The organism is Flavobacterium pokkalii, assembly GCF_014596575.1.
Taxonomy (GTDB): Bacteria; Bacteroidota; Bacteroidia; order Flavobacteriales; family Flavobacteriaceae; genus Flavobacterium; species Flavobacterium pokkalii.
Window position 1 is genome coordinate 23,930 of sequence record NZ_NASZ01000025.1, and the last position, 25,872, is coordinate 49,801.

Genomic DNA, 25,872 nt, shown 5'->3' on the forward strand with positions numbered 1-25,872 from the left:
TTGTATTCTTATGAATTAATCTTCGTCATCGTCATCTTCTTCATCGGCGATGTCTTTGTCGTCTCCATCTTCATCTTCATCGTCAAGTTCTGGCTTGTCATTATCATCATCATCGTCGTCATCGTCACTGATGTCATCATCCATATCTAAACCTTTAATTGGAGCAATTGGTTCAATTACATCATCGATATCATCATCTTCATCAAAATTCTCAATTCTGTCAGCAAGCTTAGTACTTACTTTTACTAAGTAAATAGTGTCTTCTGTACGAACTTCAACTGCTTCAACTAATTCATTTTTGGCGTTTTTAAAACGAATGATATCTTCGTCATCATATCCATCAGGAAATTTTTCAACCAATAAGTTTAAAATTTCGTTAGTTAGTTTAGCATACTCAACAATAACTCTTCTCATATAAATGGTATTATAAATCTAATAAATAAGCAAAAATTAATGGCGCCACAATAGTAGCATCTGATTCGATTATGAATTTAGGAGTGTTGATATCTAATTTACCCCAGGTAATTTTTTCATTAGGAACCGCTCCGGAATAAGATCCATAACTTGTTGTTGAATCAGAAATTTGGCAGAAATAACTCCAGAAGGGAACGTCATGCATTTCCATATCCTGATACAACATTGGCACCACGCAAATAGGGAAATCTCCGGCGATACCTCCACCAATTTGGAAGAAACCAATACCGTTTTCAGAATTTTTAGTGTACCAATCAGCTAAGAAAGTCATGTATTCAATACCTGATTTCATGGTAGAAGCTTTCAATTCTCCCTTGATTACATAAGAAGCGAAAATATTCCCCATTGTACTGTCTTCCCATCCCGGTACAATAATAGGCAAGTTTTTCTCAGCAGCTGCATACATCCAGCTGTCTTTTAAGTCAATTTCGTAATATTCTTCTAATACTCCCGAAAGTAACATTTTGTACATGAACTCATGAGGGAAATAACGTTCTCCTTTATCATCAGCATCTTTCCAGATTTTGTAGATGTGTTTTTGTAATCTGCGGAAAGCTTCGTGTTCCGGAATACAGGTATCTGTTACACGGTTTAATCCTCTTTCTAATAAATCCCATTCGTCCTGTGGAGTCAAATCACGGTAGTGAGGTACTCTTTCGTAGTGAGAATGAGCTACTAAGTTCATAATATCTTCTTCAAGATTTGCTCCTGTACAGGAAATAATCTGAACTTTATCCTGACGAATTACTTCGGCAAATATTTTTCCAATTTCGGCGGTACTCATGGCACCTGCCATACTCACTAACATTTTAGCACCATTCGCTAATTGTTGTTCGTATGCTTTGGCAGCGTCAACTAATGCAGCTGAATTAAAGTGTAAATAGTGTTTTTCAATAAATTGACTGATCGGTCCTTTACTCATTTTATAGGGTTTAAATCATTAGTAAATTTATCATATTTAGAATCTAAATCGGTTCAAATATAATGAAATTATAAATCTACCAAAGGTGTATTTGATTAATTATTTTTTATTTGTAGCCTAAAATTTTTAATACTTCTTCAGAGGTTTGTTGTTCCGAAAATACTTCCGTTGCAAGGATACCATTTTCATCTCTGTCAATTAAAATGTGCTTAGGCTGCGGGATTAAACAGTGGTGTAATCCACCGTATCCGCCGATTGTTTCCTGATAAGCGCCCGTATTAAAAAATCCGATATAAAGTGGTTTTTCTTTGTTGTATTTCGGTAAATAAATCGCGTTCATGTTTTGCTCCGAATTGTAATAATCGTCGCTGTCGCAAGTAAGTCCGCCCAAAAGTACTCTTTCGTAAGTATCGTTCCAGCGGTTAACGGCTAACATGATAAAACGCTTGTTTATGGCCCAGGTATCCGGTAAAGTGGTGATGAACGAAGAATCAATCATGTTCCACTTTTCTCTGTCGTTTTGTTGTTTTTGGTATAAAACCTGATAAATTGCACCGCCGCTTTCTCCAACAGTAAAGGAACCAAATTCCGTAAAAATATGCGGAACATCTACTTCGGCTTCTTCGCAGGCAATTTTAATTTGATTGATGATTTCATCAATCATGTATTGGTAATCGTATTCAAAAGCCAAAGAATTTTTGATAGGGAATCCACCACCAATGTTCAGTCCGTCTAATGTTGGACATTCTCTTTTAAGTGCAATATATACTTTGATACATTTTACTAATTCGTTCCAATAATAAGCCGTATCATTGATTCCGGTATTAATGAAAAAGTGCAGCATTTTTAATTCAAGATTTGGATTGTCCTGAATTTGCTTTTTGTAAAAATTTACAATGTTTTTATAACCGATTCCTAAGCGGGAAGTATAGAACTCAAATTTTGGTTCTTCCTCAGCAGCAATACGAATTCCAATTTTGAATTTTCCTTTGATTTCCGCCTGAAGCAAATCTAATTCTTCGTAGTTGTCAATAATAGGAATGGTATTTTTATGTCCGTTATTGATTAATCGGGCAATATTAGAAATGTACTCATCTCTTTTAAAACCATTACAAATCACATAAGTACTTTTGTTGATTTTACCGTTTTTTAGTAAATTCTCAACAATATTAATGTCAAATGCCGATGATGTTTCAACGTGAATATTGTTTTTAAAAGCTTCATTCATAATAAATTCAAAATGAGAGCTTTTGGTGCAATAACAGTAATAGTATTTTCCCTCATATTTGTTTTTCTCCATCGCTCTACGAAACCAACTTTTAGCTTTGTTGATATTGTTGGAAATTTGAGGTAAATAAGTAAATTTTAAAGGGGTACCGTATTTTTCAACCAATTTCATCAAATCAATGTTGTGAAATAAAAGGTTGTCTTTGTTTAGTTTAAATTCTTCCTGAGGGAAATAGTAGGTTTGATTAATTAAGTCCGAATATTTAGTATTCATTTTTTTAGGATTTATGATTTTATAGTTTTAATGAAATAAATTAAACTATAATTCAAACCCTGATATTGGCATAAATAATCTGCAATTTTTCGTTTTCTACTTTTAAGAATTGAAAAATATCAAAATGAAATTGTCTCGCAACACAAAAAAAACGTTTCAATATTCTTTGAAAAGAAGTATTGTTCACGCCTTGGCTGGAGCGGTAGTTTCGTTGTTTTTGATCTTTTTTCATCGCGGCAAATGTAAAAAATAAAATATAAGTGATGCAATCCTTTTTTATAAAAAAAAAAGGTTACGATTTGTAATCTTCAAAGGCTTCAAGAATCAATTCATTCTCAACTTCTTGGTTGATTTTTATCTTTCCGATACCTTCAATTAAAGCAAATTGAATGCTTCCGTATTCGTTCTTTTTGTCGTGAATTAACAAATCTAAAATCGGTTTGATATCTTCTTCTTCAAATGTAATATCTTCATAAATTGATTTTAAAACGGTTTTGATTTGAATGTATTCCTCTTTTGTAATTAAACCTTTGTGTAAAGAAATAAAACTTTCCAAAATCATTCCTACAGCAATTGCTTCTCCGTGAAGCAAAGTAGTTTTATTTTCATTTTCCAGAAAATAACCTTCGATAGCATGACCTAAAGTATGACCAAAGTTCAATGCTTTTCGGATGTTTTTCTCCGTTGGATCCTGTTTTACAATTTCGTTTTTAATTTCAACCGAACGATAAATTAATTGATCTAAAGCGTCAAAATCAATTGTTGATATATCTAAAAACTCTTCCCAGTACTTTTTGTCATAAATCAAACCGTGTTTTAGCATTTCGGCAAGACCGGAACGCATTTCGTTTTGAGGAACCGTTTCTAAAAATTGTGTATCAATCAAAACCATGCTGGGAACGTTAATTACACCGATTTGATTTTTTAAATTTCCTAAATCTACTCCGTTTTTTCCACCAACAGAAGCATCCACCATAGAAAGTAAAGTAGTTGGAATGTGAATGAAATCAACGCCTCGCTTAAAGGTCGAAGCCACAAATCCGCCTAAATCAGTTACAACACCACCACCTAAATTTAACACCAAACTTTTTCGGTCGCCGCCAAGTTCTGTCAATACTTTCCAAATTTCAACGCAGGTTTCGATGTTTTTATTTTCTTCTCCGGCCTCAAATTCTATAATTTCGACATTCAAATCGGTTTCGATTAACGGCAATAATTTTGGTAAACAAAATTCATTCGTATTGCTGTCAACAATTATAAAAATGTTTGAATATTTATTTTGGCTGATGTGAAGATTTAAAGCTTCGTATGCTTTTTCGTTAAAATAGATTGGGTAATTATTGGCTTGAATTGTTTGCATCGTCATTAATTAATTTGAAATGCAAAATAAGGCAATTTCGAGTAATTATTATTCATAACTCTGTCTATATTTGTTTCAAATAATGAAAAAAAATGAAAAAGATTTTTAAAAATACCGAAATCGCTTTTGCTTTAAAGAGCGACACCGAATTAGACAGGGCTTTTTTTCTTTTCAAAATGATTTCCAGTCAGCCTTTGGTACGAATTGGTACAGCGGTTACCAATTTTGCTTTAAAAGTTCATCTTCCGGTAGAAAAATTAATTCGAGCCAGCGTTTTTGATCATTTTTGTGGTGGCGTGAATGAAGAAGACTGTCTTTCGGTGGTTGATAAAATGTACACTAAAGGAGTTTCTTCGGTTTTGGATTATTCTGTAGAAGGAAAGGAGGAAGAAGATCAGTTTGAAGCGGCTTTGAAAATGACTCTGAAAACAATTGATTTTGCTCAGGAACGTAAGGCAATTCCATTTGCAGTTTTTAAACCTACTGGGCTCGGAAGAATTGATTTGTATGAAAAAGTGGGAGCTAAAATTGCTTTGACGGAAGCGGAACAGGCTGAGTGGGATAGAGTAGTGGAGCGCTTTGATATTATTTGCAGTGAAGCGCATAAAAAAGATGTAGCTTTATTGATTGATGCAGAAGAAAGTTGGATGCAGGATGCCGCCGATGATATTGTTGCCGATATGATGCGTAAATACAATAAAGAAAAAGCAATTGTTTTTAACACCTTGCAAATGTATCGTTGGAATCGTTTGGATTATTTGAAAAAATTACACGAACAAGCCAAACAACAAGGTTTTCATATTGGAATTAAGATTGTTCGCGGGGCTTATATGGAAAAAGAAAATGACAAGGCAGCTGAAAAAGGATACAAATCACCGATTTGTACTTCAAAAGAAACGACAGATGCGAACTACAACGCTGCAATTTTGTATATGCTCGAAAATATTGATTCGATGTCTATTTTTGCAGGCACACACAATGAAGAAAGTACGTATTACTTAATGCAATTGATGGAAGAAAAAGGAATTGCAGCCACCGATAACCGAATTTGGTTTGGTCAATTGTATGGGATGAGTGATAATATTAGTTATAATTTGGCTTACAATGGTTACAATGTGGCTAAGTACTTGCCTTTTGGCCCGGTAAAAGATGTAATGCCATATTTAATCAGACGTGCCGAAGAAAATACTTCGGTTGCGGGACAAACCAGTCGCGAATTGAAAATGCTTAAAAAAGAACGCAAAAGAAGAAAGAAAGCATAAAACAACTTATTATTTTACCACAAATTGCACAAATTTTTACCAATTGAATTGTGAAAGTTTGTGTTTTTTTTATTGACAGATAAGATTTTTGCCTGATTGCACTATAGAAATTTAGCTTTCAATTCCGGAGTCGGAATCATGCATTGCTCTTTTTTGCCGTACCATTTGTAGCGGTTTTTGGCAATATAATCGTAAATGGAATCCCGAATGCCAATTGGAAAAATTTTAAAAATTCCCAATAGAGAATAAACCGAATGAAATTCAGCCACAATTTTTAAAGCAGCTTCTGATTTTAAATAATAAGCCGTTCCGGGTTCGTACAAAATGATACTATCTGTAATTTTTGGATTTACACCAACATAATTACAAATTTCCTGACCAAGTTCGGATTGTAAAGCCACAAACCTGAAAACATCTTTTTTGTCTCTTTCAATAATAAACTGCACTGACGAATTGCATAAATTACAAATGCCATCAAAAAGAATTATTTTTTTGTTTTTAGGTAGGTTTTGCATTTGGTTAAGTCATTGCTTCGTTCCGATAGCTATCGGAACGAAGCAATCGCATTTTTGTTTTTACGTACTGATTTGCTTATCCTAGTGAGATTGCTTCGTTCCTCGCAATGACACTGATTACTGCTTACTGCAAACTATTTTTTCACCGCTTCAACTAAATCCAACTCATCCAAACTAACCTTAGAAGTAAACAGACCATAATTTACGGTTGCTTTGTTTTTCTCAATTGAGTCAATGCTTCCCACTGCTTTACCATCAATCATTCGCACGCGGTCACCTACTTTTAGAATTGGTTTTGGTTTTTCAACCACAGGTTTTAGTTTCTTTTCTTTTTTCTCTTTTCTGATTTCTTCCACCTGAACCTGAACTTCTTCTATAATTTCTTTTTTCTTGGCAATTATCGCTTTAGTTTCTTTTGGAGTGGCTTTTTTACGTTTGGAATTTTCGATTTCTACAATCTTTAAAAATTCACCAATCAGCTCTTTTTTATTTTTATTGTTGAAATATTTTTCGGCCAAATCATCCACCTTTTGACCTATATAAATGGCTTTCTGATTACTGTCATATAGCTCCTGATAGCTTTCCAGTTTTTGTTTTATTTTGGTATTGATAGATTCCATTTTTTTGCTCTCTTCACGAGCCCGGGTTTCTTCTTCTTTTAAATTCAAAGAGGTTTTCTCGAGCTTAGAGCGTTCTTTTTGTAAGTTGGCAATGGTTTTGTCAAAACGAACTTTTCCCACTTCGATTTTCTTTTTCGCCCGATTAATCAAACCAAAAGGAATTCCGTTTTTCTGTGCTACTTCAAATGTGAAAGAACTTCCGGCCTGACCTAAAACCAATTTATACATGGGTTCTAATGATTTTTCGTCAAAAAGCATATTGGCATTGGTTGCAAAAGGCAGTTCATTAGCCAGAATTTTCAAATTGGCATAATGTGTCGTAATAATCCCAAAAGCTTCCCGATGATAGAATTCTTCCAGGAAAATTTCAGCCAGAGCACCACCTAATTCAGGATCAGAACCGGTACCAAATTCGTCAATTAAAAACATCGTTCTACGATTGCATTTTTTCAAAAAGTAGTTCATGTTTTTTAATCGGTAACTATAAGTACTTAAGTGATTTTCAATAGATTGGTTATCTCCAATATCTGTTAGTATTCTGTCAAATAAAAAAGTTTCTGAACGTTCGTGAACTGGAATCAACATTCCGGATTGTAACATCAATTGCAGTAAACCAATCGTTTTTAAGGAAATGGTTTTTCCTCCCGCATTAGGTCCCGAAATCACAATAATTCGATTTTCCTGCTGTAATTCTATGGTTTGCGGATAGGTAATTTCCTTTTTCTGTTTGTTAGTCAAATACAAAATAGGATGGTACGCTTCTCTAAAATACAAACGGCGTTCTTCGGTGATATTAGGAAGTATTCCGTTGATTTTTTCAGCATATTTTGCTTTGGCAGCAATCACATCAATGTCGCTTAAAAATTCCTGATATTCTTTTAATAAAGGAACAAAAGGACGAATGGCATTGGATAATTGTTTTAAAATACGGGTGATTTCTTCTTTTTCCTCGTATTCTAAATTGCTCAATTCACGCGAATATTTTAAGGTCATTTCGGGTTCAATGTAGGCGATACTTCCTGTTTTTGAACTGCCTAAAATGGTTCCTCGTACTTTTCGCCTGTGCATCGCCAATACTGCCAAAACACGACGATTTTGCACAAAACTTTCCTTAATATCATCCAGATAGCCTAAGCCATTGTATTGTTGCAGCGCAATTCCAAAACTTTGATTCACTTTTCCTCGAACCAAATTCATATTTCGGCGAATATCGGATAACGCAGGAGAGGCGTTGTCTTTAATTTCACCGTATTTATCAACTACAACATCAATTTGAGTTACAATTTCCTTTGTAAATTCAACTCTGGAAGCTCTGGCGTTGATGTTTGGATAATAATCATCAAATTTTTTCAGGTATTGCAACATCGTATTCACTGTGGAAGAAAGTGTAGCAATTTTTCTAAAACTGCCTACTTCCAAAAAACTATCTTCAATAGACAGGAATTTGATTTCATGCGTTATGGCATCAAATCCGTGATTAGGAATGGCATTGTTATTTTGAAAGGAAGAAACATACTCCGAAGTTTGCATCAAGGCCTGCATCAAATCTTCTTTTTCCCGGAAAGGAGTGATTTTTAACGCTTTTTCTTTTCCAATTTCGGTATTACAAATCTCTGAAATGGTTTCGAGAATGGTTGGAAATTGTAAATCCTGTAATGTTTTTTCGGTGATGGATATCATTTGTATGCTAAATTCTAAAAGCGTCAAAGTTACAAACTTGTTAAGTTCTATTAATAGAAAACAATTAATTTTTATATTTGTTACATGAGAAAAGAAGAAATCATTACTAGTTTACTAACTGAGAAACAATTTCTGAAAGATAATTTCGGAGTTGTATCTATTGCTTTATTTGGTTCCTATGCCAAAGGACTTGAAGATGCAGAAAGTGATGTCGATTTCCTGGTAGAATTCAAGGAGCCTTCATATAGTTTTCTGATGGGATTATACGCTTTTCTGGAGAACAAATTGAAAGCTAAAATAGAAATTGTTCGTAAAGGACCTCATGTATCGCAACGTTTTTTGGATACCATAAAAAATGATTTAATTTATGTATGATGCCGTATATAAATATTCTTTAGAAACTATTTTGGAACATATTACTGTTTGTAACAGAAGATTTTCAGAAATCAATTCTTCGATTGATTTTGTTTCTACAGAACATGGAAAAACGCTTCTGGATGCTATTGTTACCCGACTTCAGGCAATAGGAGAAAACATAAAAAATATTTTTAGAAAACACAATTTATTAGAAACCAACTATCCGGAAATGGAATGGAGTAAAATCATTCGTTTTCGGGATTTTATTTCACACCATTATGAGATGTTGGATTATGAAATTGTATATCAAATTTGTGACAATTATTTACCTCAATTAAAAAGTATTGTAACTAAAGAGTTGAGTAAATTTAATTAAGAAACATGCAACTCAACTTATCTTCGCAATGGCAGACAATTTTGTCAGATGAATTACAAAAACCTTATTTTTCTGATTTGATGATGGAAGTGGAAAAGGAATATCAGACTGGTATTTGTTATCCGCCCAAAGGTTTGATTTTTTCGGCTTTTAACTATTGTGATTTTTCCAATTTGAAACTGGTTATTATTGGTCAGGATCCTTATCACGGTGAAGGAGAGGCAAATGGTTTGTGTTTTTCGGTTAATAATGGTGTAAAAATCCCGCCTTCATTAAGAAACATTTATCGCGAAATCAACGATGATTTAGATAACTTATTAATGCCTGTTTCCGGAAATTTAGAACATTGGGCGAAGCAGGGTGTTTTGTTGTTAAATGCCTCGCTTACCGTTCAAAAAGACAAACCGAATAGTCATAAACATTTGAAGTGGAATCTATTTACGGATGCTGTTATTCAAAAAATATCCGATGAAAAAGAAAATATTGTTTTCCTACTTTGGGGTTCTTTTGCGCAGAAAAAAGGAAGCAAAATCGACCGAAACAAACATTTGGTGCTTGAATCTGGTCATCCTTCGCCTATGAGTGCTAATCAGGGAAAATGGTTTGGAAACAAACACTTTTCACAGGCTAATGCTTATTTGAAATCAAAAAATAAGGAAGAAATAAATTGGGTTTTATAATAAGAGAAAAGTATTAAAAACAACAAATTCGCAAATTAATATTTGAATTAAATTTGCGAATTTGCGGTTATTTTAAAAAGCTTACTTCTTGATAATATTCTCTAAAGTAGCTTTGTTTTCTTCGTTTTTTACAGTCAAAATGATTTCTACATTTTTGGCTGTTTTCCCTTCGATAACGTATAATTTGGCTTTTTTTCCAAATTCGGTGTCGCTTTTATCAAAATCAACATCTCCAAATTCCAGCGTTTTTCTAATATCAGCGGTATCAACCCATTTTTCATTTAAAACCTGAGTTGCTTTTACGGAATATTCGAAAGGTTTACTTCTGATATCATTCAAAACACGGGCATTTGGGAAATAATTGCAGCGGGTATCTTTTCCGCCATAAACAAGGGCTACAAAAAAGCAGCCTATTACTAAACCTACTAAATAATAGGCAAAACGTTGTACAAATTTCATGTATTTAATTTTTGGGCAAAGGTAATTGATGTTTGCTTAAAACACAATTAAATTGATGTCGTTGTTAGGTAAATCAAACCATTCGCCAATGGCTCTGTTTGTTAAAATTCCGTGGTAGGTATAAACCCCGTTTTTCAGACCTTTGTCACAACGAATGGCGCTTTCGAGACCGCCATCTTCGGCAATTTTCAATAAATAAGGAGTGATAATGTTGCTAATAGACAAGGATGCTGACTTGGAATAGCGGGAAGGAATATTGGGAACACAGTAGTGTAAAATATTGCTCTTTATAAAAGTAGGTTTTTCGTGAGTGGTTACTTCGGAAGTTTCAAAACAACCACCGGTATCGATACTTACATCAACAATGACAGCGCCTTTTTTCATGTGTTCCACCATCGTTTCCGTAACTACAACCGGACAGCGTTCCAGACCGCGCATTGCGCCAATAGCAACATCGCAACGTCTTAAAGCTTTCATTAAAGCCTTGGGCTGAATCGTGGAAGTAAAAATACGCTGGTTTAAACTGTTTTGCAGTCGTCTTAATTTGGTAATCGAATTATCGAAAACTTTTACGTTTGCTCCTAGACCAATGGCTGTTCTGGCAGCAAATTCTCCGGCAGTTCCAGCGCCCAAAATGACAACTTCAGTAGGGGGAACTCCGGTAATATTTCCAAAGAGCAAGCCTTTTCCGTAAGAATTGGCAATCATTAATTCGGCAGCGATTAAAATGGAGGCTGTTCCGGCAATTTCGCTTAAAGATTTTACAACCGGATAAGTTTCATCGACATCTTTAAGGTATTCAAAAGCTAATGCGGTGATTTTCTTTTTGGTTAAAGCTTCGAAATACTCTTTTTTCTTGGTTTTTAATTGAATCGCGGAAAGCAGAATCGTTTGATTGTTCATCATGTTGATTTCGGCCACTGTAGGCGGTTCCACCTTTAAAATCATCGGACAACCAAAAACTTTTTGCGTGTCTTTGGTTACTTCCGCTCCGGCTTCTGAATATTCTTTATCGGAATAACTGGCGCTTTCTCCGGCTCCTGATTCAATCATTACACGATGTCCATGACACACTAATGAACTTACCGCATCCGGCGTTAAGCAGATGCGTCGTTCCTGATAGCTTGTTTCTTTTGGAATACCAATAAATAGTTCGCCTTTTTTTCTGGCAACTTCCAGCTTCTCTTCCTGAGGTAATAACTGTTGTTTGGTAAATGGAGTTATTGAAATCGACATCGTTTTTTGATACTATTAAAAAGTAAAATTACACAAAAAGATTAAAAAAATAAGCTTTATATTCTGATAAAAACAGAAATGATTTTATTTATTAAGATTAGGTATCAATTTCACCATTTTTATAGATTTTATTAAGACGTAATTTCGGAATTCAATTTAATAAAAATAAATTAATTTGTTGATTTACAGTGATTAATATATGGTTTGTTATTAATTTAATTTTAAAAGACGTTTGTTATCCGGAAGCACTTCGATGGTAATTGTGGAATAAGATTCCGGAAGCAAACCGGCAATTTTTTCGGCCCATTCGATAAAACACCAATTTCCGGAGTACAAATAATCATCTACGCCCATATCAAGTGCTTCGGTTTCTTTTTTCAAACGGTAAAAATCAAAGTGATAAATAAGTTCACGATTAGCCGCTTCATATTCATTTACTAAAGAAAAAGTAGGACTGCTGGTTGCCTGGGTAACACCTAAAGTTTTACACAATTGTTTGATAAAAGTAGTTTTTCCGGCACCCATTTCACCATTAAAAAGAATTACTTTATGCGGTTGGGCCGCTACAATTAGTTCGGCAACATTATTTATTTCTTCTAATGAAAAAGTGATTTCCATGTTTTTAGTTTATTAGTCCTTAGTCCTTAGTCCTTAGTCCTTAGTCCTTCATTTCTGTTTAGCGTACTAAGGACTGACGACTAAGGACTAAATCCCTATTTTGGATTAAATATCAAACAAGGCACAATCATTTCTTCCAATGAAATTCCACCATGCTGATACGTATTTTTATAATAACTCACATAATGATTGTAATTGTTCACGTAAGCCAAAAACAAATCATTTTTTGCAAAAATAAAAGAACTGCTCATATTTATAGCGGGTAACCCAATTTTTTTAGGGTCTTTTACGGCATAAACATCTTTTTGCTCATAAGTTAAGCTACGACCGGTTTTGTAGCGTAAATTCAGGCTGGTGTTTTTGTCGCCCACTACTTTCGAAGGGTTTTTGACATTGATGGTTCCGTGATCGGTGGTGAGAATCAGTTTGAAACCTAATTTTTGAGCCTGTTGGATGATTTCTAACAGTGGGGAATTTTTAAACCAACTCAACGTCAGCGAGCGATAAGCCTTATCATCCGGAGCCAGTTCTTTCACTACATCCATTTCGGTTTTGGCGTGCGAAAGCATATCGACAAAATTATAAACAAGGGCGACTAAATCGTTGTCTTTTAAAGATTTAAAGTTGTCCAGAAGTTTTTTTCCCGAAGCCATATTGGTAATCTTGAAATAATCCGATTTGATGTTCAGATTCAGACGTTTCAATTGGGCTTCCAGAAATTCGGCTTCAAATAAGTTTTTTCCGCCTTCGTCCGGATCATTTTTCCATAAATCAGGATGCTTTTTTTCCATATCAACCGGCAATAATCCAGAGAAAATAGCATTTCGGGCATATTGGGTTGCCGTAGGTAAAATAGAGTAGTAGGGAACTTCTTTTTCTAATTTGTAATAATCGGCTACTACATTTTCGAAGGCTTTCCATTGATCGTATCTCAAATTATCGATAACCACAAATAAAACCGGTCTTTCTTTCTTTTTCAATTCAGGAACAACCAATTCTTTGAATAAGGTATGCGACTGTACAGGAGTATCAGCTTTTGGCAGAAACCAATCTTCGTAATTACGTTCGATGAATTTACCAAACTGCGAATTGGCTTCCACTTTTTGCGATTCCAAGATTTCTATCATCGCCGGATCGTTGATGTCTTCGAGTTGCAATTCCCAAAATAACAGTTTTTTATACAACTCAATCCAGTCTTCGTAGCTGTTGACCATGCCCATTTCCATGGCAATTTTGCGAAATTCCTTTTGGTAATCCAAAGTGGTTTTTTGCGAAATCAGCTTGGAGTTGTCCAAATTCTTTTTCAAACTCAGCAAAATCTGATTAGGATTGACCGGCTTAATCAGGTAATCGGCAATTTTGGCGCCAATGGCTTCCTCCATGATGTATTCTTCCTCACTTTTGGTAATCATAATCATCGGGATGGCGCTCTTTTTTTCTTTCATTTCCGAAAGGGTTTCCAAACCGCTCATTCCGGGCATGTTTTCGTCAAGGAAAACAATGTCAAAGTTTTCATTGTCAAATATTTCAATGGCATCCAAACCGTTGTTGCAAGTGGTGACTTCGTAGTTTTTTTTCTCTAAAAAAAGGATATGTGGTTTTAGGTAATCAATCTCGTCGTCCACCCAAAGTATTTTTATTTTGTCCATAAATTCATTGTCTTTTTGTCCTTAGTATGTCATTCCGAAGAATGAGCAATCTCATAAAATTGTTTAAAAAGTGTAAAAACACAATTTAAAATAGTTTTATGTTAACGTAAATGTAGCTTCTTCATTGTGCAAATTAGTCATTTTAAAAGCGCCATTTTCCTAATATTATGATAAAATTTCTTTCTATAATATTTAGAAGATTGCTGAAAGTCTTTTAAAAAATCGTAATTTTAAATTACAAAAACATTAAATATAATGAAACCTAGAATAATAGCCCTCGAAGAAAAAAAAATAGTAGGATGTAAGCAAAATATGAATTATGCAGCTTATAATCCGGTGCCGTTGTGGCAAAGTTTTATGCCAATAAAAAAGGAAATTGTAAATACTATTGGTTCAGATTTGTTTTCGGTACAGCAATTTCCGAAAGGTTTTTGGATAGCATTTAATCCGGAAACGATTTTTGAAAAATGGGCAGCGGTTGAAGTAAGTGCTTTTGAAAACATTCCGCCCAACATGCATACTTTGGTGATTCCCGGTGGCTGGTATGCGGTTTTTGATTACAAAGGAGACGGCAGCGATGCGCCCGCTTTTTTTGAAGCCATTTTTAGCGAATGGATTCCTAATTCGGCTTATGTGGTGGATGACCGACCACATTTTGAAATTTTAGGTTCGAAATATAAAAAAGGAGATCCTGATTCGGAAGAAGAAGTATGGATTCCTGTTCGCTTGAAAACTCTTTAAGTTTTTATGGTACACGGATGAAACTGATTTTAGCAGATTGGAACAGATTTTTTATTTTCTATATTTTAAAAATTCCCTTTATTTGTTGTTAAATTAATTTGTTTTCTCATTAGAATGCTGAATTTAGCACAAAATAATCTTTGTAATGAATGAAAAGCAACGTTTAAAGGAGCTGGCACAACTCTTTTTGAAGTTAGGAATAATAGGTTTTGGTGGTCCTGCAGCTCATATTGCCATGATGCAAAATGAAGTGGTTGTCAAAAGAAAATGGCTGGATGAACAGCATTTTCTGGATTTATTAGGAGCGACCCATTTAATTCCGGGGCCAAACAGTACCGAAATGGCTATTCATATCGGGCATGAACGGGCGGGAGTAAAGGGCTTAATCGTTTCGGGCTTGTGTTTTATTTTACCTGCCGTTTTTATCACCGGATTTTTTGCCTGGCTTTACAAAGCATACGGTCAGTTACCGGAAATACAGCCTTTTTTGTACGGTATTAAACCGGCGATTATTGCCATAATTTTAGGCGCTATTTTTCCTTTGGCAAAAAAATCATTTAAAACGATTCCGCTTACTTTTATTGGAATTATTGTTTTAGTACTTTCTCTTTTACAATTTAACGAAATAGCCCTGCTTTTTGGTGCGGGATTTTTGTCGTTATTTTGGTTTTCGATACAAAATAAAAATTCCGTTCAAAGGAATTGGATTTCTCTGGGGATTTTACCGGCTTCACAAACAACTCTTGCAGCTGTAAGCAATTGGAATTTATTTTTGATTTTTCTAAAAATCGGTGCCATTCTTTACGGAAGCGGTTATGTTTTATTTGCTTTTTTAGACGCCGAATTGGTTGCCAAAGGTTTGCTTTCCCGCACCGAATTGATTGATGCTATTGCGGTGGGACAATTTACACCCGGACCTGTTTTTTCATCGGTAACTTTTGTGGGGTATCAAATGAATGGTTTTAGCGGAGCAGCGGTTTCTACGTTGGCCATTTTTCTGCCTTCTTTTGTTTTTGTAGCTTTATTAAATCCTTTGGTCAAAACACTGCGAAATTCTAAGTCTTTTTCAGTTTTTCTGGATGCTGTGAATGTTTCTTCGGTGGCGATAATTATTTCTATTTGTATCCAAATGGGAGCAGAAACCATAACCGATTGGAGGACTATTCTGATTGCTATTATAAGTATGATTGTTGCATTTTATTATAGAAAAATCAACAGTGCTTTTATAGTTTTAGGAGGTGCTTTTTTAGGTTATATTTTAGGATTGTTTTAAAGCAAAAAAGCCATTAAGTGCGGAAACTTAATGACTTTTTGAAAAATAACTAATTTTAAAATAAAGCTTATTGCCATCCTCCGCCAAGGGCTTTGTACAATTGAATTATAGCTTTGTATTGTTGGAATCTATTGTCAACCAAATTTAGTTTGGCATTCAACGCATCATTTTTTGAGGTTAAAACTTCCAGATAATTGGCCAAACCATAGGTTAACAATTCATCAGAAAAACTGGCCGCTTTTGTTAATACATCGGCTTGTTTTTCGCGAATAATAATTTTGCGTGTTTCATTGTTGTATTGTGCTAAAGCATCCGAAACTTCTTTTCCGGCTTTTAACAACGATTGCTCAAATTGCAAATAAGCTTTTTCCTGATTAGCTTTAGCAATTTCATATTTGGTTTTTATTTGCCTTTGATTAAAAATTGGCTGTGTCAAACCGGTTACAACATTGGCAAAAATAGAATTAGTGCTGAACCATTCCTTTAAATCAATACTTTGTAAACCTCCGGTAGCTGTTACTTTTAGACTTGGATAAAAACTACTTTTGGCCACATTAGTCAATTCAAAATTTGAAATCAAATTGTATTCGGCTGCAATTACATCCGGACGGTTTCTCAATAATTGAGTTGGAACACCTAATGTGATGGTAGGTTGCAATTTTTGATCATTAAAAGTGCTGCGTGCTATCTCGGCCGAAGGTTCGCCTAAAAGCGTACTCAAGGTATTTTCGAGAATTATTACCGAATTTTTCAAATCGGCAATAATTAATTCAGTTGCATATTTTTGAGCTTCTGTTTGTTTAACACCAACTTCGGTTACACTTCCTGATTTTTTAAGCTGAATTATCGTTTCAACACTTTTGTTTCGGTTAATCAGTGTTTCTTCGGCAACTTTTATTTGCTCGTCCACCGCCATTAATTGGTAATAAGTGGCAGCAATATTAGCTATCAACTCGGTTTTAATCGCCTGATTAGCGGCTGTAGTTTGTAAATAAGCCGCATTAGCTGCACGTTTATTACTTCTGATTTTTCCCCAAATATCCGCTTCCCAGGAAAGTGTTCCGGTTAATTGATATTGGTTAATCGTAGTGTTTCTAACAATTGAACCCATTTGAGAATTTTTAGATAATTCCTGATGAGTCCAGTCGGTTCCAACAGAAAAATTTGGAAAAAAACCTGCTTTGCTTTGCTTCATCGTGGCTTCGGCAGCAGCAAGATTTTGCATTGCAATGCGAATGTCTAAATTGTTTTGCAATCCTTTTTTAATATATTCCTGTAAAATAGGATCGGTGAAAATTTTATCCCAGCTTACATTTGCCAGCGAATTAGTATCGGCAATTGCGGTTTCGCTGCGATACAAATTATCCGTTTTTACATCAGGTCTTTTGTAATCTTTAGCAACAAAACAGGATTGCATTACGATTGCTGTTGTTCCTAGTAAGACAACTTTATATAATTTATTTTTCATTTTCTTATTCTAAAGATTCAACATCTGATTCGTCGATTGGAGCAGGAAGTGGTTTTGTGGAAATTTTTTCCTGTAAATTTTGGAAAACAATAAACAATACCGGAATTACAAATACTCCTAAAATCGTTCCTATTAACATACCTCCGATAGCTCCGGTTCCAATAGCTTTGTTTCCTACAGCTCCGGCTCCGCGGGCAAGCATTAATGGCAATAATCCTAAAATAAAGGCAAAAGAGGTCATTAAAATAGGTCTTAAACGGGCAACCGCTCCCTGAATAGCCGCCTGAGTTACGCTATAGCCTTTTCGTCGGGCATCGACTGAGAATTCTACAATCAAAATGGCATTTTTAGCCAATAATCCAATAAGCATGATTAAGGTAATTTGCAGATATATATTGTTTGTAACTCCAAATAAATAAGCAAAAATATAAGAACCTGCTAAACCAATTGGCAACGATAATAATACCGCAAAAGGCAAAATGTAACTTTCGTATTGTGCTGATAATAAGAAATACACAAACACTAAACACAGAATAAAAATAAACAGCGTTTGTCCGCCGGCACTAATTTCCTCACGGGTCATTCCTGAAAATTCATAACCATATCCTAAAGGCAATTTTTGACTGGCAACTTCTTCAACTGCTTTAATAGCGTCTCCCGAACTAAAACCAGGATTTGGAGCTCCGGTAATTTTTACCGAAGTAAATAAGTTAAAACGTTCTATGGCCTGAGGTCCAAAAACTTTTTCCAGTTTCACAAATTGAGAAATAGGTGCCATTTGTCCGTTGTTGTTTCGTACCAAAATTTTATTGAATGATTCCGGATCATTTCTGAATTGTGGTTCTGACTGATAAACAACACGATATTGTTTTCCAAATTTATTAAAGTTTGAAGCATAAACTCCTCCATAATATCCTTGCAATGTTCCTAAAATATCGGTTACTGTTAATCCTGACTTTTTAATGGCAGGAACGTTTAAATCAATGCGATATTGCGGATAATTGGCAGAGAAAGAGGTCGCTGCATATTGAATTTCAGGACGGCTGTTTAATTCGGCAATGAATTCGTCTTTTACTTTACTCAATTCCTGAACGGTTCCACCTTTTTGGTCTTGCAACTGCATTTCAAATCCATTGGAGAATCCAAAACCAACCAGCGTAGGACGGGCGAAAAATAACACTTTAGCATCTTTTACTACCGCCGCACGTTTAAACAATTCCTGTACAATGGCAGTAACTTCCTGATTGGCTTCTTTTCGTTCAGCCCAGGGTTTCAGTTTCACGATTACCATTCCGTAGTTACTTCCGGTACCACTAATTAAACTTCGACCGGAAATACGTAAAACTTCTTTAATTTCAGGAATATCTTTAATTTGATTTTCAATTTGCAAAAGGACTTCTTCGGTTCTTTTTAAAGAAGTTCCCGGTGCCAAAGAAACATCCGACATAATAGATCCGGTGTCTTCATTTGGTACGAAAGCTTTAGGAGTAATTGTTGTCAATAAGATATAAAGTCCGGCAAAAAGAGCAATTCCCGCAAATGCCATCCATTTTCTTTTGACAAAAAACTCAACCGAGCGTTTGTATTTAGATGTAGTAGCATCAAATCCCGTGTTGAAAGCAGCATAAAAACGTTCTACAAATCCTTTTGGTTTGTGAGAACCATGTTCTTTTAAGAAAATGGCACAAAGAGCAGGGGATAAGGTAAGTGCATTAATTGCTGATAAAACAATAGAAACTGCCAGTGTTAAACCAAATTGTTTATAGAAAACTCCCGAAGAACCACTAATAAACGATACCGGAATAAATACAGCCGACATTACCAACGTAATCGAAATAATGGCGCTACTAATGTCTCCCATCGCACTGTGAGCTGCTTTTTTAGGATCGTGTTCTCCGGCTTCCATCTTAGCGTGGACGGCTTCCACCACTACAATGGCGTCATCCACTACAATTCCCACGGCTAAAACCAGTGCGAATAAGGTTAACAAGTTAATGGTAAAACCAAATAAACTCAGGAAAAAGAAGGTCCCGATAATAGCAACCGGTACCGAAATTGCCGGAATAAGTGTAGATCTCCAATCTTGTAAGAAGATGAAAACCACAATAAATACCAGAATGAAAGCTTCTATTAAGGTATGAATTACTTTAGAAATCGATTCGTCAAGGAAATCATTGGCATTAATTAAAGTAGTATATTTTATTCCTTTTGGGAAATTAACCGATGATTGATCTAAAACTTTTAAGGAGTTTTCAATTACTTCCTGCGCATTAGAACCTGCCGTTTGAGCAATGGCAATCGCCACGGATTGATTACCGTTTGTCAGTGTGTTACTGGCATAATTTACGGCTCCCAGTTCCACTTTAGCAATATCTCCTAACTTTAAAACTTCTCCGTCAGGAGTAGAACGAACTACAATTTCTTCAAATTCTTTAGTACTTTGTAAACGACCTTTGTATTTTAAAACATATTGAAAAGATTCGTTGCTGCTTTCTCCAAGTTGCCCCGGAGCAGCTTCGATGTTTTGTTCGGCTAATAAAGCAGTAATATCTGAAGGGACTAAGCCGTAAGCTCCCATTACGTCCGGTTTTAACCAAATACGCATTGAGTAGTCTTTTTGACCAAAAATCATCGCTTCACCTACACCGGCAACCCTTTTAATTTTAGGTAAAATGTTAATGTTGGCATAGTTTTGAAGGAAAGTCATATCGTAATCTGGATTTTCACTGTATAAAGAGAAAATCAAAATGTTATCACTTTGTCTTTTAGAAGTGGTAACCCCGGCTTTAGTAACTTCCTGCGGCAATAAAGGCGTAGCACGCGATACACGATTTTGAACGTTTACCGCGGCTAAATCAGGATTTGTACCTAATTTGAAATAAATATTTATCGATGCCGAACCGTCATTATTGGAAGTCGAAGTCATGTAAGTCATGTCTTCCACACCATTAATTTGTTCTTCCAAAGGAATTACAACCGAGTTCATTACAACTTCGGCACTGGCTCCCTGATAATTAGCTGAAACCGTTACTGTAGGCGGAGCAATCTCCGGATATTGAGAAACAGGAAGTGATATTAAACCTAATAGCCCCAATATAACGATGATAATAGAAATCACCGTTGACAAAACGGGTCTGTCAATGAATTTTGAAAACATAATACGTTATTTATTCGGTTGTTAGTTTATCCCTTTTTTTACAGGATTGATTATGGTGGCGTAGTCAACTAATTCAGGTTTGATTAAAGTACCTTCGGCAACAATTCCAACACCTTCAATAAGTATTTTATCATTCACATTTAAGCCTTTGTCAACTACAAAAAACTGTCCTCCTGGTACTGCACGAACTTCAACTGGTACTGCTTTTACTTTGTTTTCTTTGTCAATGGTAAGAGCAATACGTTTGTCCTGCATTTCTAAAGTTGCATTTTGAGGAATCAAAATAACATCACTTAAATTAGTTGGAATCTGAATTGTTCCGCTTCCGCCTGAACGCAATAATTTGTTAGCATTTGAAAAACTGGCTCTTACGTTAAACGAACCTGTTTGTGTATTTGCCTGACCGCTAAACGTTTCAATTTTACCTTTTTGTGCATATTCAATTCCGTTGCTCAGAATTAAATTTACAGCCGGCATTTGAGCAATTTTTTGTTGAAAAGATTTACCCGCAGCATTCAGCGTAATATCTAATTGTTGTTTTTCGTTCATTGAAAAATAAGCATAAATAGTACTTACATCCGAAATTCTGGTCAAAGGCTCAGTCGTTTGACTGCTTACATAACTTCCTAATCGTAAAGGTAAAGTTCCAACAATTCCGTTTACAGGACTTTTGATAGTAGCATAATTAATGCGGGCAATGATACTTTGGTAAGTACTTTTGGCACTGGCCAAATTCGCTTTGGCAGTTTCTAATTGTACATCGCTGATAATGTTTCTTTCTACCAATGGTTTTAAACGGTTCACTTCTACCTGAGCAGCAGCAACTTTAGCTTTTGCCGCACTGGCTTCCTGATCGGCAGTTTGTGTTTCTAATTTAAAAAGTAATTGTCCTTTTTTAACTTCCTGTCCTTCCTGAACATATATTTTTTCAATATAACCATCTACTTTGGCACGAATATCAATATCGGTAACTCCTTCTAAAGTAGCCGGATATTCTGCCAGTAAAGAAGTGTTAGACTTCGTCACGGCAACGACTTTATAAGGCATGGCGACAGGCGCAGCCTTATCTTCCTTTTTTTGATTACAGGAAACTAAGCCAATTGATAATATGAGGGAACTAATAAAAAATCTCTTTTTCATAATTGAATTTTAGTTTTGGGATTGATTTTGTGTTTCTATTTTTTTAAACTCGGCAATTGTTTTTTTTAAAGATTTTTCAACCTCCAGCAAATGCTTTTTATAGGATTTGATGTTTTCCAAATTGCATTTTTCTTCACTGCAGCTGGCTGTTTTTTCTCTGTAATTCAGAATTCTTTCTGTTACGATAAATTCTGATTCTAATATTTTTAAATAATTTAATAATCTGCTGCTTAAAGGTGCTGACTTAAAGTATTTTTTTCGGTCACAAGGAATGGTGAAATAATAAATTTTTTCCATCTTGAGCAGTAAATTCAAATTAGTTGAAATAGAGCTCTTGCTTGCACCCAGTTTTTCTACAATGTTTTCAAAAGTTAAACCTGATTTACATCCTTCTACAATTAGTAATCCGACAATTCTGGCGGCTAAAGGTGGTATGTTGTAAACAGATTCAAAGTGGATACCGAACATCTCAATCAGTTCATCTTTCTCTTTTTGTAAACTGTCCATGTTATTTTTTTTGCAAATTTACGATTGGTTCGCTAATTACCGAACTAACCAAACTTAATTTTGTGTTAATTTTTTTGCAACTGATTTTTAACCAAAAACAGCTGTTAAAAGTCTTTGAGGTAATAAAGGGGCAAAAAATACAATTGAAATTAGTTATATTTGCAGCCAAAATCAGCATAGTGACTCAAATTAATAAACTCAAAATTTTTAACGACCCTATTTACGGATTTATAAGCATTCCCAATGCTTTAATTTACGATTTAATTCAGCATCCTTATTTTCAGCGATTAAGGAGAATTTCACAGATGGGACTTTCTTATTTGGTTTATCCCGGAGCTAATCATACCCGTTTTCATCACGCTTTAGGCTGTATGCATTTAATGCAAAAAGCCGTGGATGTATTGCGTTTTAAAGGCGTTTCTATTTCGGAAGAGGAAGAAAATGCCTTGTATATTGCTATTTTACTTCACGATATTGGTCATGGTCCGTTTTCACATGCTATGGAAAAAAGCATTGTAGAAGATGTGCATCACGAAGAAATTTCGCTGTTGTTTATGCGACAATTAAATGTGGAATTTAAAGGTAAACTGAGTCTGGCTATCAAGGTTTTTGAAGGGGATTATCATCGAAAATTTATGTTGCAATTAATTTCCAGTCAATTAGATATGGATCGGATGGATTACTTAAAAAGAGATAGTTTTTATTCGGGTGTTGCCGAAGGAAACGTTAACTCAGAACGTTTAATTCAGATGATGAATGTTGAAGATGACGCATTAGTTATTGAGGAAAAAGGGATTTATTCGGTAGAGAAATTTCTAATGTCACGTCGATTAATGTATTGGCAGGCTTATTTGCATAAAACAAGCTTAGCTGCCGAATTGATTTTGACCAAAATATTAAAACGCGCCAAAGAACTTACTTTAAAAGGAGTGGTCTTGCCAAGCAGCGAACCTTTGCAGTTTTTTATGCAAAATAAAATTGATTTCGAATCTTTTGACACAGAAACACTGGATTTGTTTTCACAGTTAGATGATTTTGATGTGATTAGTGCTTTAAAAGCCTGGCAAAAAAACGATGATTTTATTTTGGCATCATTAAGCAAAATGATTATTAACCGGGATTTGTTAAAAATACAATTAACTGGTGACAAGGTTGCTATTGATGATTTGAATCCGTTAAAAGAGCGTTTTGCAGCTGAAAACAATATTAGTATTGCCGATACGAATTACTTTATCTTTAAAGGAAAAATTAAAAATCAGGCATACGATAAAGAAGCGGAACCGATACGAATTTTGAAAAAAGACCGTACGGTGGAAGATGTAATTGAATCATCTGATCAATTGAACTTGAAATCGTTATCAAAGTCAGTAACCAAATATTATATTTGTTTTCCAAAACAACTAATATAAAACCGTATTTGAAATCTATTTTTTTATATTTTTGTCGGAATGAAATTTACAGCAGAACAAATAGCGGGAGTTTTAGAAGGCGAAGTCGTTGGTAATCCATTGGCAGAAGTTCATGAGCTTTCTAAGATTGAGGAAGGAAAAGAGGGTTCTTTGACTTTTTTATCTAATCCCAAATACAATAACTTTATTTACACTACTGAAGCTACCATTACCATTGTAAATAAAACTTTTACCCCTGAATCAGATTTAAAAACGACTCTGATAAAAGTAGAAGACGCTTATTTGGCCTTTTCTAAATTATTAGAATTTTATGATCAGGCCCGAAAAGCCAGTAAGCAGGGAATAGAAGCTCATACAGTTATTTCTGAAAATGTAAAATATGGAGAAAATCTGTATTTAGGAAGTTTTAGTTATATCGGAACCAACGTAAGTATTGGTGATAATGTGAAAATTTACCCAAATTGTTTTATCGGAGATAATGTTATCATTCGTGATAATGTCACTATTTTTGCCGGCGCCAAAATTTACTCAGAAACGATAATAGGCAATAATTGTATTATTCATGCCGGAACCGTTTTAGGTTCGGATGGTTTTGGATTTGCTCCAAATGCTGATGGCAGTTATAAAAAAATACCTCAAACAGGAAATGTTGTTATTGAAGACGATGTAGAAATTGGAGCCTGCTCTACTATTGACAGAGCTACTTTAGGTTCTACAATTGTTAGGAGAGGGGTTAAATTAGACAATCAAATTCAGATTGCACATAATGTTGAGATAGGAGAGAATACGGTAATTGCTGCTCAAACAGGTGTTGCTGGTTCGACTAAAATTGGTAAAAACGGAATGATTGGCGGACAAGTTGGAATTTCCGGACATTTGACTATTGGGAATAATGTAAAAATTCAGGCCCAGTCAGGTGTAGCACGAAATATAAAAGACGATGAAGTTTTGCAGGGAAGCCCAACATTTGGCTACAGCGACTTTAGTAAGTCTTATGTGCATTTTAAAAATTTACCTAAGATTATTGCAGAAATTGAAGAATTAAAAAAACAAATATTAAACCAAAAAAATGGAAACAATGGTTAAACAGAAGACCATCAAAACAGAAATCTCGTTAACGGGAGTTGGGTTACATACCGGAAAAGAAGTTACAATGACTTTTAAACCAGCTCCAGTAAATAATGGTTTTACTTTTGTTAGGGTAGATCTAGAAGGACAACCGGTTATTGAAGCTGATGCAAATTACGTTGTAAACACACAGCGTGGTACTAACCTGGAAAAATTAGGAGTTAAAATTCAAACTCCTGAGCATGTTTTAGCAGCTTTAGTAGGTTGTGATTTAGATAATGTTATCATTGAATTGAATGCTTCAGAATTGCCAATTATGGACGGTTCTTCAAAATATTTTGTGGAAGCATTAGAAAACGCAGGGGTTGAAGAGCAAACTGCAAATCGCAATGTTTATGTAGTAAAAGAAATCATTTCTTTTACAGATGAAGCCAGCGGAAGTGAGATTCTTGTAATGCCAAGTGATCAGTATAGTGTTACTACTATGGTTGATTTTGGTACTAAAATCTTAGGTACTCAAAATGCAACGCTTAAAAGTATTGAAGATTTCAAAACCGAAATTGCTTCTTCCAGAACTTTTAGTTTCTTGCACGAATTAGAATCGCTTTTAGACAACGGTTTGATTAAAGGAGGGGATTTAAATAATGCTATTGTTTATGTAGATAAAGAAATATCTTCATCAACAATGGAAAATTTAAAAGTTGCTTTTGGAAAAGAAACGATTAATGTAAAACCTAACGGAATTTTAGATAACCTTACCTTGCATTATCCTAATGAGGCAGCCAGACATAAATTGTTGGATGTTATTGGTGATTTAGCATTAATCGGAACTAAAATTCAGGGAAAAATTATTGCCAATAAACCTGGCCATTTTGTAAATACTCAGTTTGCCAAAAAAATGGCTAAAATGATTAAAATCGAACAAAGAAATTACGTTCCTACGTACGATTTAAATCAAGAGCCATTGATGGATATTCATAAAATCATGGCTATGTTACCTCATAGACCACCGTTTTTATTGATTGACCGAATCATTGAAATGTCTGATTCTCATGTGGTAGGTATGAAAAATGTTACTATGAATGAAAATTTCTTCGTAGGACACTTTCCTGATGCACCAGTTATGCCCGGAGTTTTAATTGTGGAAGCAATGGCACAAACAGGAGGGATTTTAGTTTTAAGTACTGTTCCGGATCCTGAGAATTATTTGACTTATTTTATGAAAATTGACAATGTTAAGTTCAAACATAAAGTGTTACCGGGTGATACTTTAGTATTTAAATGTGACTTAATAACACCTATCAGAAGAGGAATTTGTCACATGCAGGCCAATGCTTATGCTAATGGTAAATTAGTTGCAGAAGCAGAATTAATGGCACAAATAGCTAAAAAACAATAAT

23 protein-coding genes are annotated in these 25,872 nt (G+C 34.8%); 9 read left to right on the forward strand and 14 right to left on the reverse strand.

The window, feature by feature from the left end; genetic code table 11:
* Positions 1 to 15: 15 nt before the first annotated feature.
* The 4 genes from B6A10_RS14025 to aroB form a co-directional block, all read right to left on the reverse strand.
* Entirely contained in the window at positions 16 to 414 is a 399-nt protein-coding gene (locus B6A10_RS14025; RefSeq protein ID WP_055093086.1) for a hypothetical protein, read from the reverse strand.
* Between the two features lie 10 nt (positions 415 to 424).
* Positions 425 to 1,396: a deoxyhypusine synthase family protein gene (locus tag B6A10_RS14030; protein ID WP_055093088.1), complete on the reverse strand. Its 972-nt coding sequence runs from the start codon at positions 1,394 to 1,396 to the stop codon at positions 425 to 427.
* A 106-nt stretch (positions 1,397 to 1,502) separates the two neighbouring features.
* Positions 1,503 to 2,897, reverse strand: coding sequence for a type III PLP-dependent enzyme domain-containing protein (locus tag B6A10_RS14035; protein WP_055093090.1), 1,395 nt, complete (start codon positions 2,895 to 2,897; stop codon positions 1,503 to 1,505).
* A 292-nt stretch (positions 2,898 to 3,189) separates the two neighbouring features.
* On the reverse strand, positions 3,190 to 4,257 hold the full coding sequence (gene aroB, locus B6A10_RS14040) for a 3-dehydroquinate synthase (RefSeq protein WP_188221368.1): 1,068 nt from the start codon (positions 4,255 to 4,257) through the stop codon (positions 3,190 to 3,192).
* 92 nt (positions 4,258 to 4,349) lie between these two features.
* On the opposite strand from aroB, the gene B6A10_RS14045 reads away from it, so the two are divergent.
* Positions 4,350 to 5,519 carry a proline dehydrogenase family protein gene (locus tag B6A10_RS14045; protein ID WP_188221369.1) on the forward strand — a complete coding sequence of 390 codons (1,170 nt, stop codon included), beginning with the start codon at positions 4,350 to 4,352 and terminating at the stop codon, positions 5,517 to 5,519.
* 101 nt (positions 5,520 to 5,620) lie between these two features.
* Here B6A10_RS14045 and B6A10_RS14050 read toward each other — a convergent pair whose 3' ends face one another.
* Positions 5,621 to 6,034, reverse strand: a complete 414-nt coding sequence (locus tag B6A10_RS14050) for a thiol-disulfide oxidoreductase DCC family protein (protein WP_188221370.1) — start codon at positions 6,032 to 6,034, stop codon at positions 5,621 to 5,623.
* A gap of 134 nt (positions 6,035 to 6,168) precedes the next feature.
* Positions 6,169 to 8,334: an endonuclease MutS2 gene (locus B6A10_RS14055; RefSeq protein ID WP_188221371.1), complete on the reverse strand. Its 2,166-nt coding sequence runs from the start codon at positions 8,332 to 8,334 to the stop codon at positions 6,169 to 6,171.
* An 84-nt stretch (positions 8,335 to 8,418) separates the two neighbouring features.
* Here B6A10_RS14055 and B6A10_RS14060 point away from each other — a divergent pair, with 84 nt between their 5' ends.
* From B6A10_RS14060 to ung, 3 genes are read left to right on the forward strand one after another with little or no spacing between them, the layout of a single operon-like run.
* Positions 8,419 to 8,709 carry a nucleotidyltransferase family protein gene (locus tag B6A10_RS14060; protein WP_055093100.1) on the forward strand — a complete coding sequence of 97 codons (291 nt, stop codon included), beginning with the start codon at positions 8,419 to 8,421 and terminating at the stop codon, positions 8,707 to 8,709.
* Positions 8,702 to 9,067, forward strand: coding sequence for a HepT-like ribonuclease domain-containing protein (locus B6A10_RS14065; RefSeq protein ID WP_188221372.1), 366 nt, complete (start codon positions 8,702 to 8,704; stop codon positions 9,065 to 9,067). The genes B6A10_RS14060 and B6A10_RS14065 overlap by 8 nt, the downstream gene beginning before the upstream one ends.
* Positions 9,068 to 9,072: 5 nt before the next feature.
* Complete coding sequence (gene ung / locus B6A10_RS14070; RefSeq protein WP_188221373.1) at positions 9,073 to 9,747, forward strand: uracil-DNA glycosylase; 675 nt, start codon at positions 9,073 to 9,075, stop codon at positions 9,745 to 9,747.
* An 81-nt stretch (positions 9,748 to 9,828) separates the two neighbouring features.
* Here ung and B6A10_RS14075 read toward each other — a convergent pair whose 3' ends face one another.
* The 4 genes from B6A10_RS14075 to porX all read right to left on the reverse strand — a co-directional run bounded on the left by B6A10_RS14075 (position 9,829) and on the right by porX (position 13,709).
* The gene (locus B6A10_RS14075) at positions 9,829 to 10,206 is read right to left on the reverse strand and encodes a DUF4258 domain-containing protein (RefSeq protein ID WP_188221374.1); all 378 of its coding nucleotides are present in this window, start codon (positions 10,204 to 10,206) and stop codon (positions 9,829 to 9,831) included.
* A 36-nt stretch (positions 10,207 to 10,242) separates the two neighbouring features.
* Positions 10,243 to 11,442, reverse strand: coding sequence for an alanine dehydrogenase (locus tag B6A10_RS14080; RefSeq protein ID WP_026713591.1), 1,200 nt, complete (start codon positions 11,440 to 11,442; stop codon positions 10,243 to 10,245).
* 210 nt (positions 11,443 to 11,652) lie between these two features.
* Positions 11,653 to 12,060 carry a tRNA (adenosine(37)-N6)-threonylcarbamoyltransferase complex ATPase subunit type 1 TsaE gene (gene tsaE, locus B6A10_RS14085; RefSeq protein WP_055093108.1) on the reverse strand — a complete coding sequence of 136 codons (408 nt, stop codon included), beginning with the start codon at positions 12,058 to 12,060 and terminating at the stop codon, positions 11,653 to 11,655.
* A 95-nt stretch (positions 12,061 to 12,155) separates the two neighbouring features.
* On the reverse strand, positions 12,156 to 13,709 hold the full coding sequence (gene porX / locus B6A10_RS14090) for a T9SS response regulator signal transducer PorX (RefSeq protein WP_188221375.1): 1,554 nt from the start codon (positions 13,707 to 13,709) through the stop codon (positions 12,156 to 12,158).
* Positions 13,710 to 13,964: 255 nt separating this feature from the next.
* On the opposite strand from porX, the gene B6A10_RS14095 reads away from it, so the two are divergent.
* Entirely contained in the window at positions 13,965 to 14,450 is a 486-nt protein-coding gene (locus B6A10_RS14095) for a GyrI-like domain-containing protein (RefSeq protein ID WP_188221376.1), read from the forward strand.
* Between the two features lie 145 nt (positions 14,451 to 14,595).
* Positions 14,596 to 15,723, forward strand: coding sequence for a chromate efflux transporter (chrA, locus tag B6A10_RS14100; RefSeq protein WP_188221377.1), 1,128 nt, complete (start codon positions 14,596 to 14,598; stop codon positions 15,721 to 15,723).
* Positions 15,724 to 15,790: 67 nt separating this feature from the next.
* Here chrA and B6A10_RS14105 read toward each other — a convergent pair whose 3' ends face one another.
* From B6A10_RS14105 to B6A10_RS14120, 4 genes are read right to left on the reverse strand one after another with little or no spacing between them, the layout of a single operon-like run.
* Positions 15,791 to 17,191 (reverse strand): efflux transporter outer membrane subunit, encoded by a 1,401-nt coding sequence (locus B6A10_RS14105; RefSeq protein ID WP_188221378.1) that lies wholly within the window; start codon positions 17,189 to 17,191, stop codon positions 15,791 to 15,793.
* Positions 17,192 to 17,195: 4 nt separating this feature from the next.
* On the reverse strand, positions 17,196 to 20,348 hold the full coding sequence (locus B6A10_RS14110; protein WP_188221379.1) for an efflux RND transporter permease subunit: 3,153 nt from the start codon (positions 20,346 to 20,348) through the stop codon (positions 17,196 to 17,198).
* A gap of 21 nt (positions 20,349 to 20,369) precedes the next feature.
* Complete coding sequence (locus tag B6A10_RS14115) at positions 20,370 to 21,488, reverse strand: efflux RND transporter periplasmic adaptor subunit (protein WP_188221380.1); 1,119 nt, start codon at positions 21,486 to 21,488, stop codon at positions 20,370 to 20,372.
* Positions 21,489 to 21,497: 9 nt separating this feature from the next.
* Complete coding sequence (locus B6A10_RS14120; protein ID WP_188221381.1) at positions 21,498 to 21,995, reverse strand: GbsR/MarR family transcriptional regulator; 498 nt, start codon at positions 21,993 to 21,995, stop codon at positions 21,498 to 21,500.
* Between the two features lie 179 nt (positions 21,996 to 22,174).
* Here B6A10_RS14120 and B6A10_RS14125 point away from each other — a divergent pair, with 179 nt between their 5' ends.
* From B6A10_RS14125 to B6A10_RS14135, 3 genes are read left to right on the forward strand one after another with little or no spacing between them, the layout of a single operon-like run.
* Complete coding sequence (locus B6A10_RS14125) at positions 22,175 to 23,404, forward strand: HD domain-containing protein (RefSeq protein ID WP_188221385.1); 1,230 nt, start codon at positions 22,175 to 22,177, stop codon at positions 23,402 to 23,404.
* Between the two features lie 39 nt (positions 23,405 to 23,443).
* Positions 23,444 to 24,490, forward strand: coding sequence for a UDP-3-O-(3-hydroxymyristoyl)glucosamine N-acyltransferase (lpxD, locus tag B6A10_RS14130; protein ID WP_055093130.1), 1,047 nt, complete (start codon positions 23,444 to 23,446; stop codon positions 24,488 to 24,490).
* Positions 24,483 to 25,871: a bifunctional UDP-3-O-[3-hydroxymyristoyl] N-acetylglucosamine deacetylase/3-hydroxyacyl-ACP dehydratase gene (locus B6A10_RS14135; protein ID WP_055093308.1), complete on the forward strand. Its 1,389-nt coding sequence runs from the start codon at positions 24,483 to 24,485 to the stop codon at positions 25,869 to 25,871. The genes lpxD and B6A10_RS14135 overlap by 8 nt, the downstream gene beginning before the upstream one ends.
* Position 25,872 lies beyond the last annotated feature (1 nt).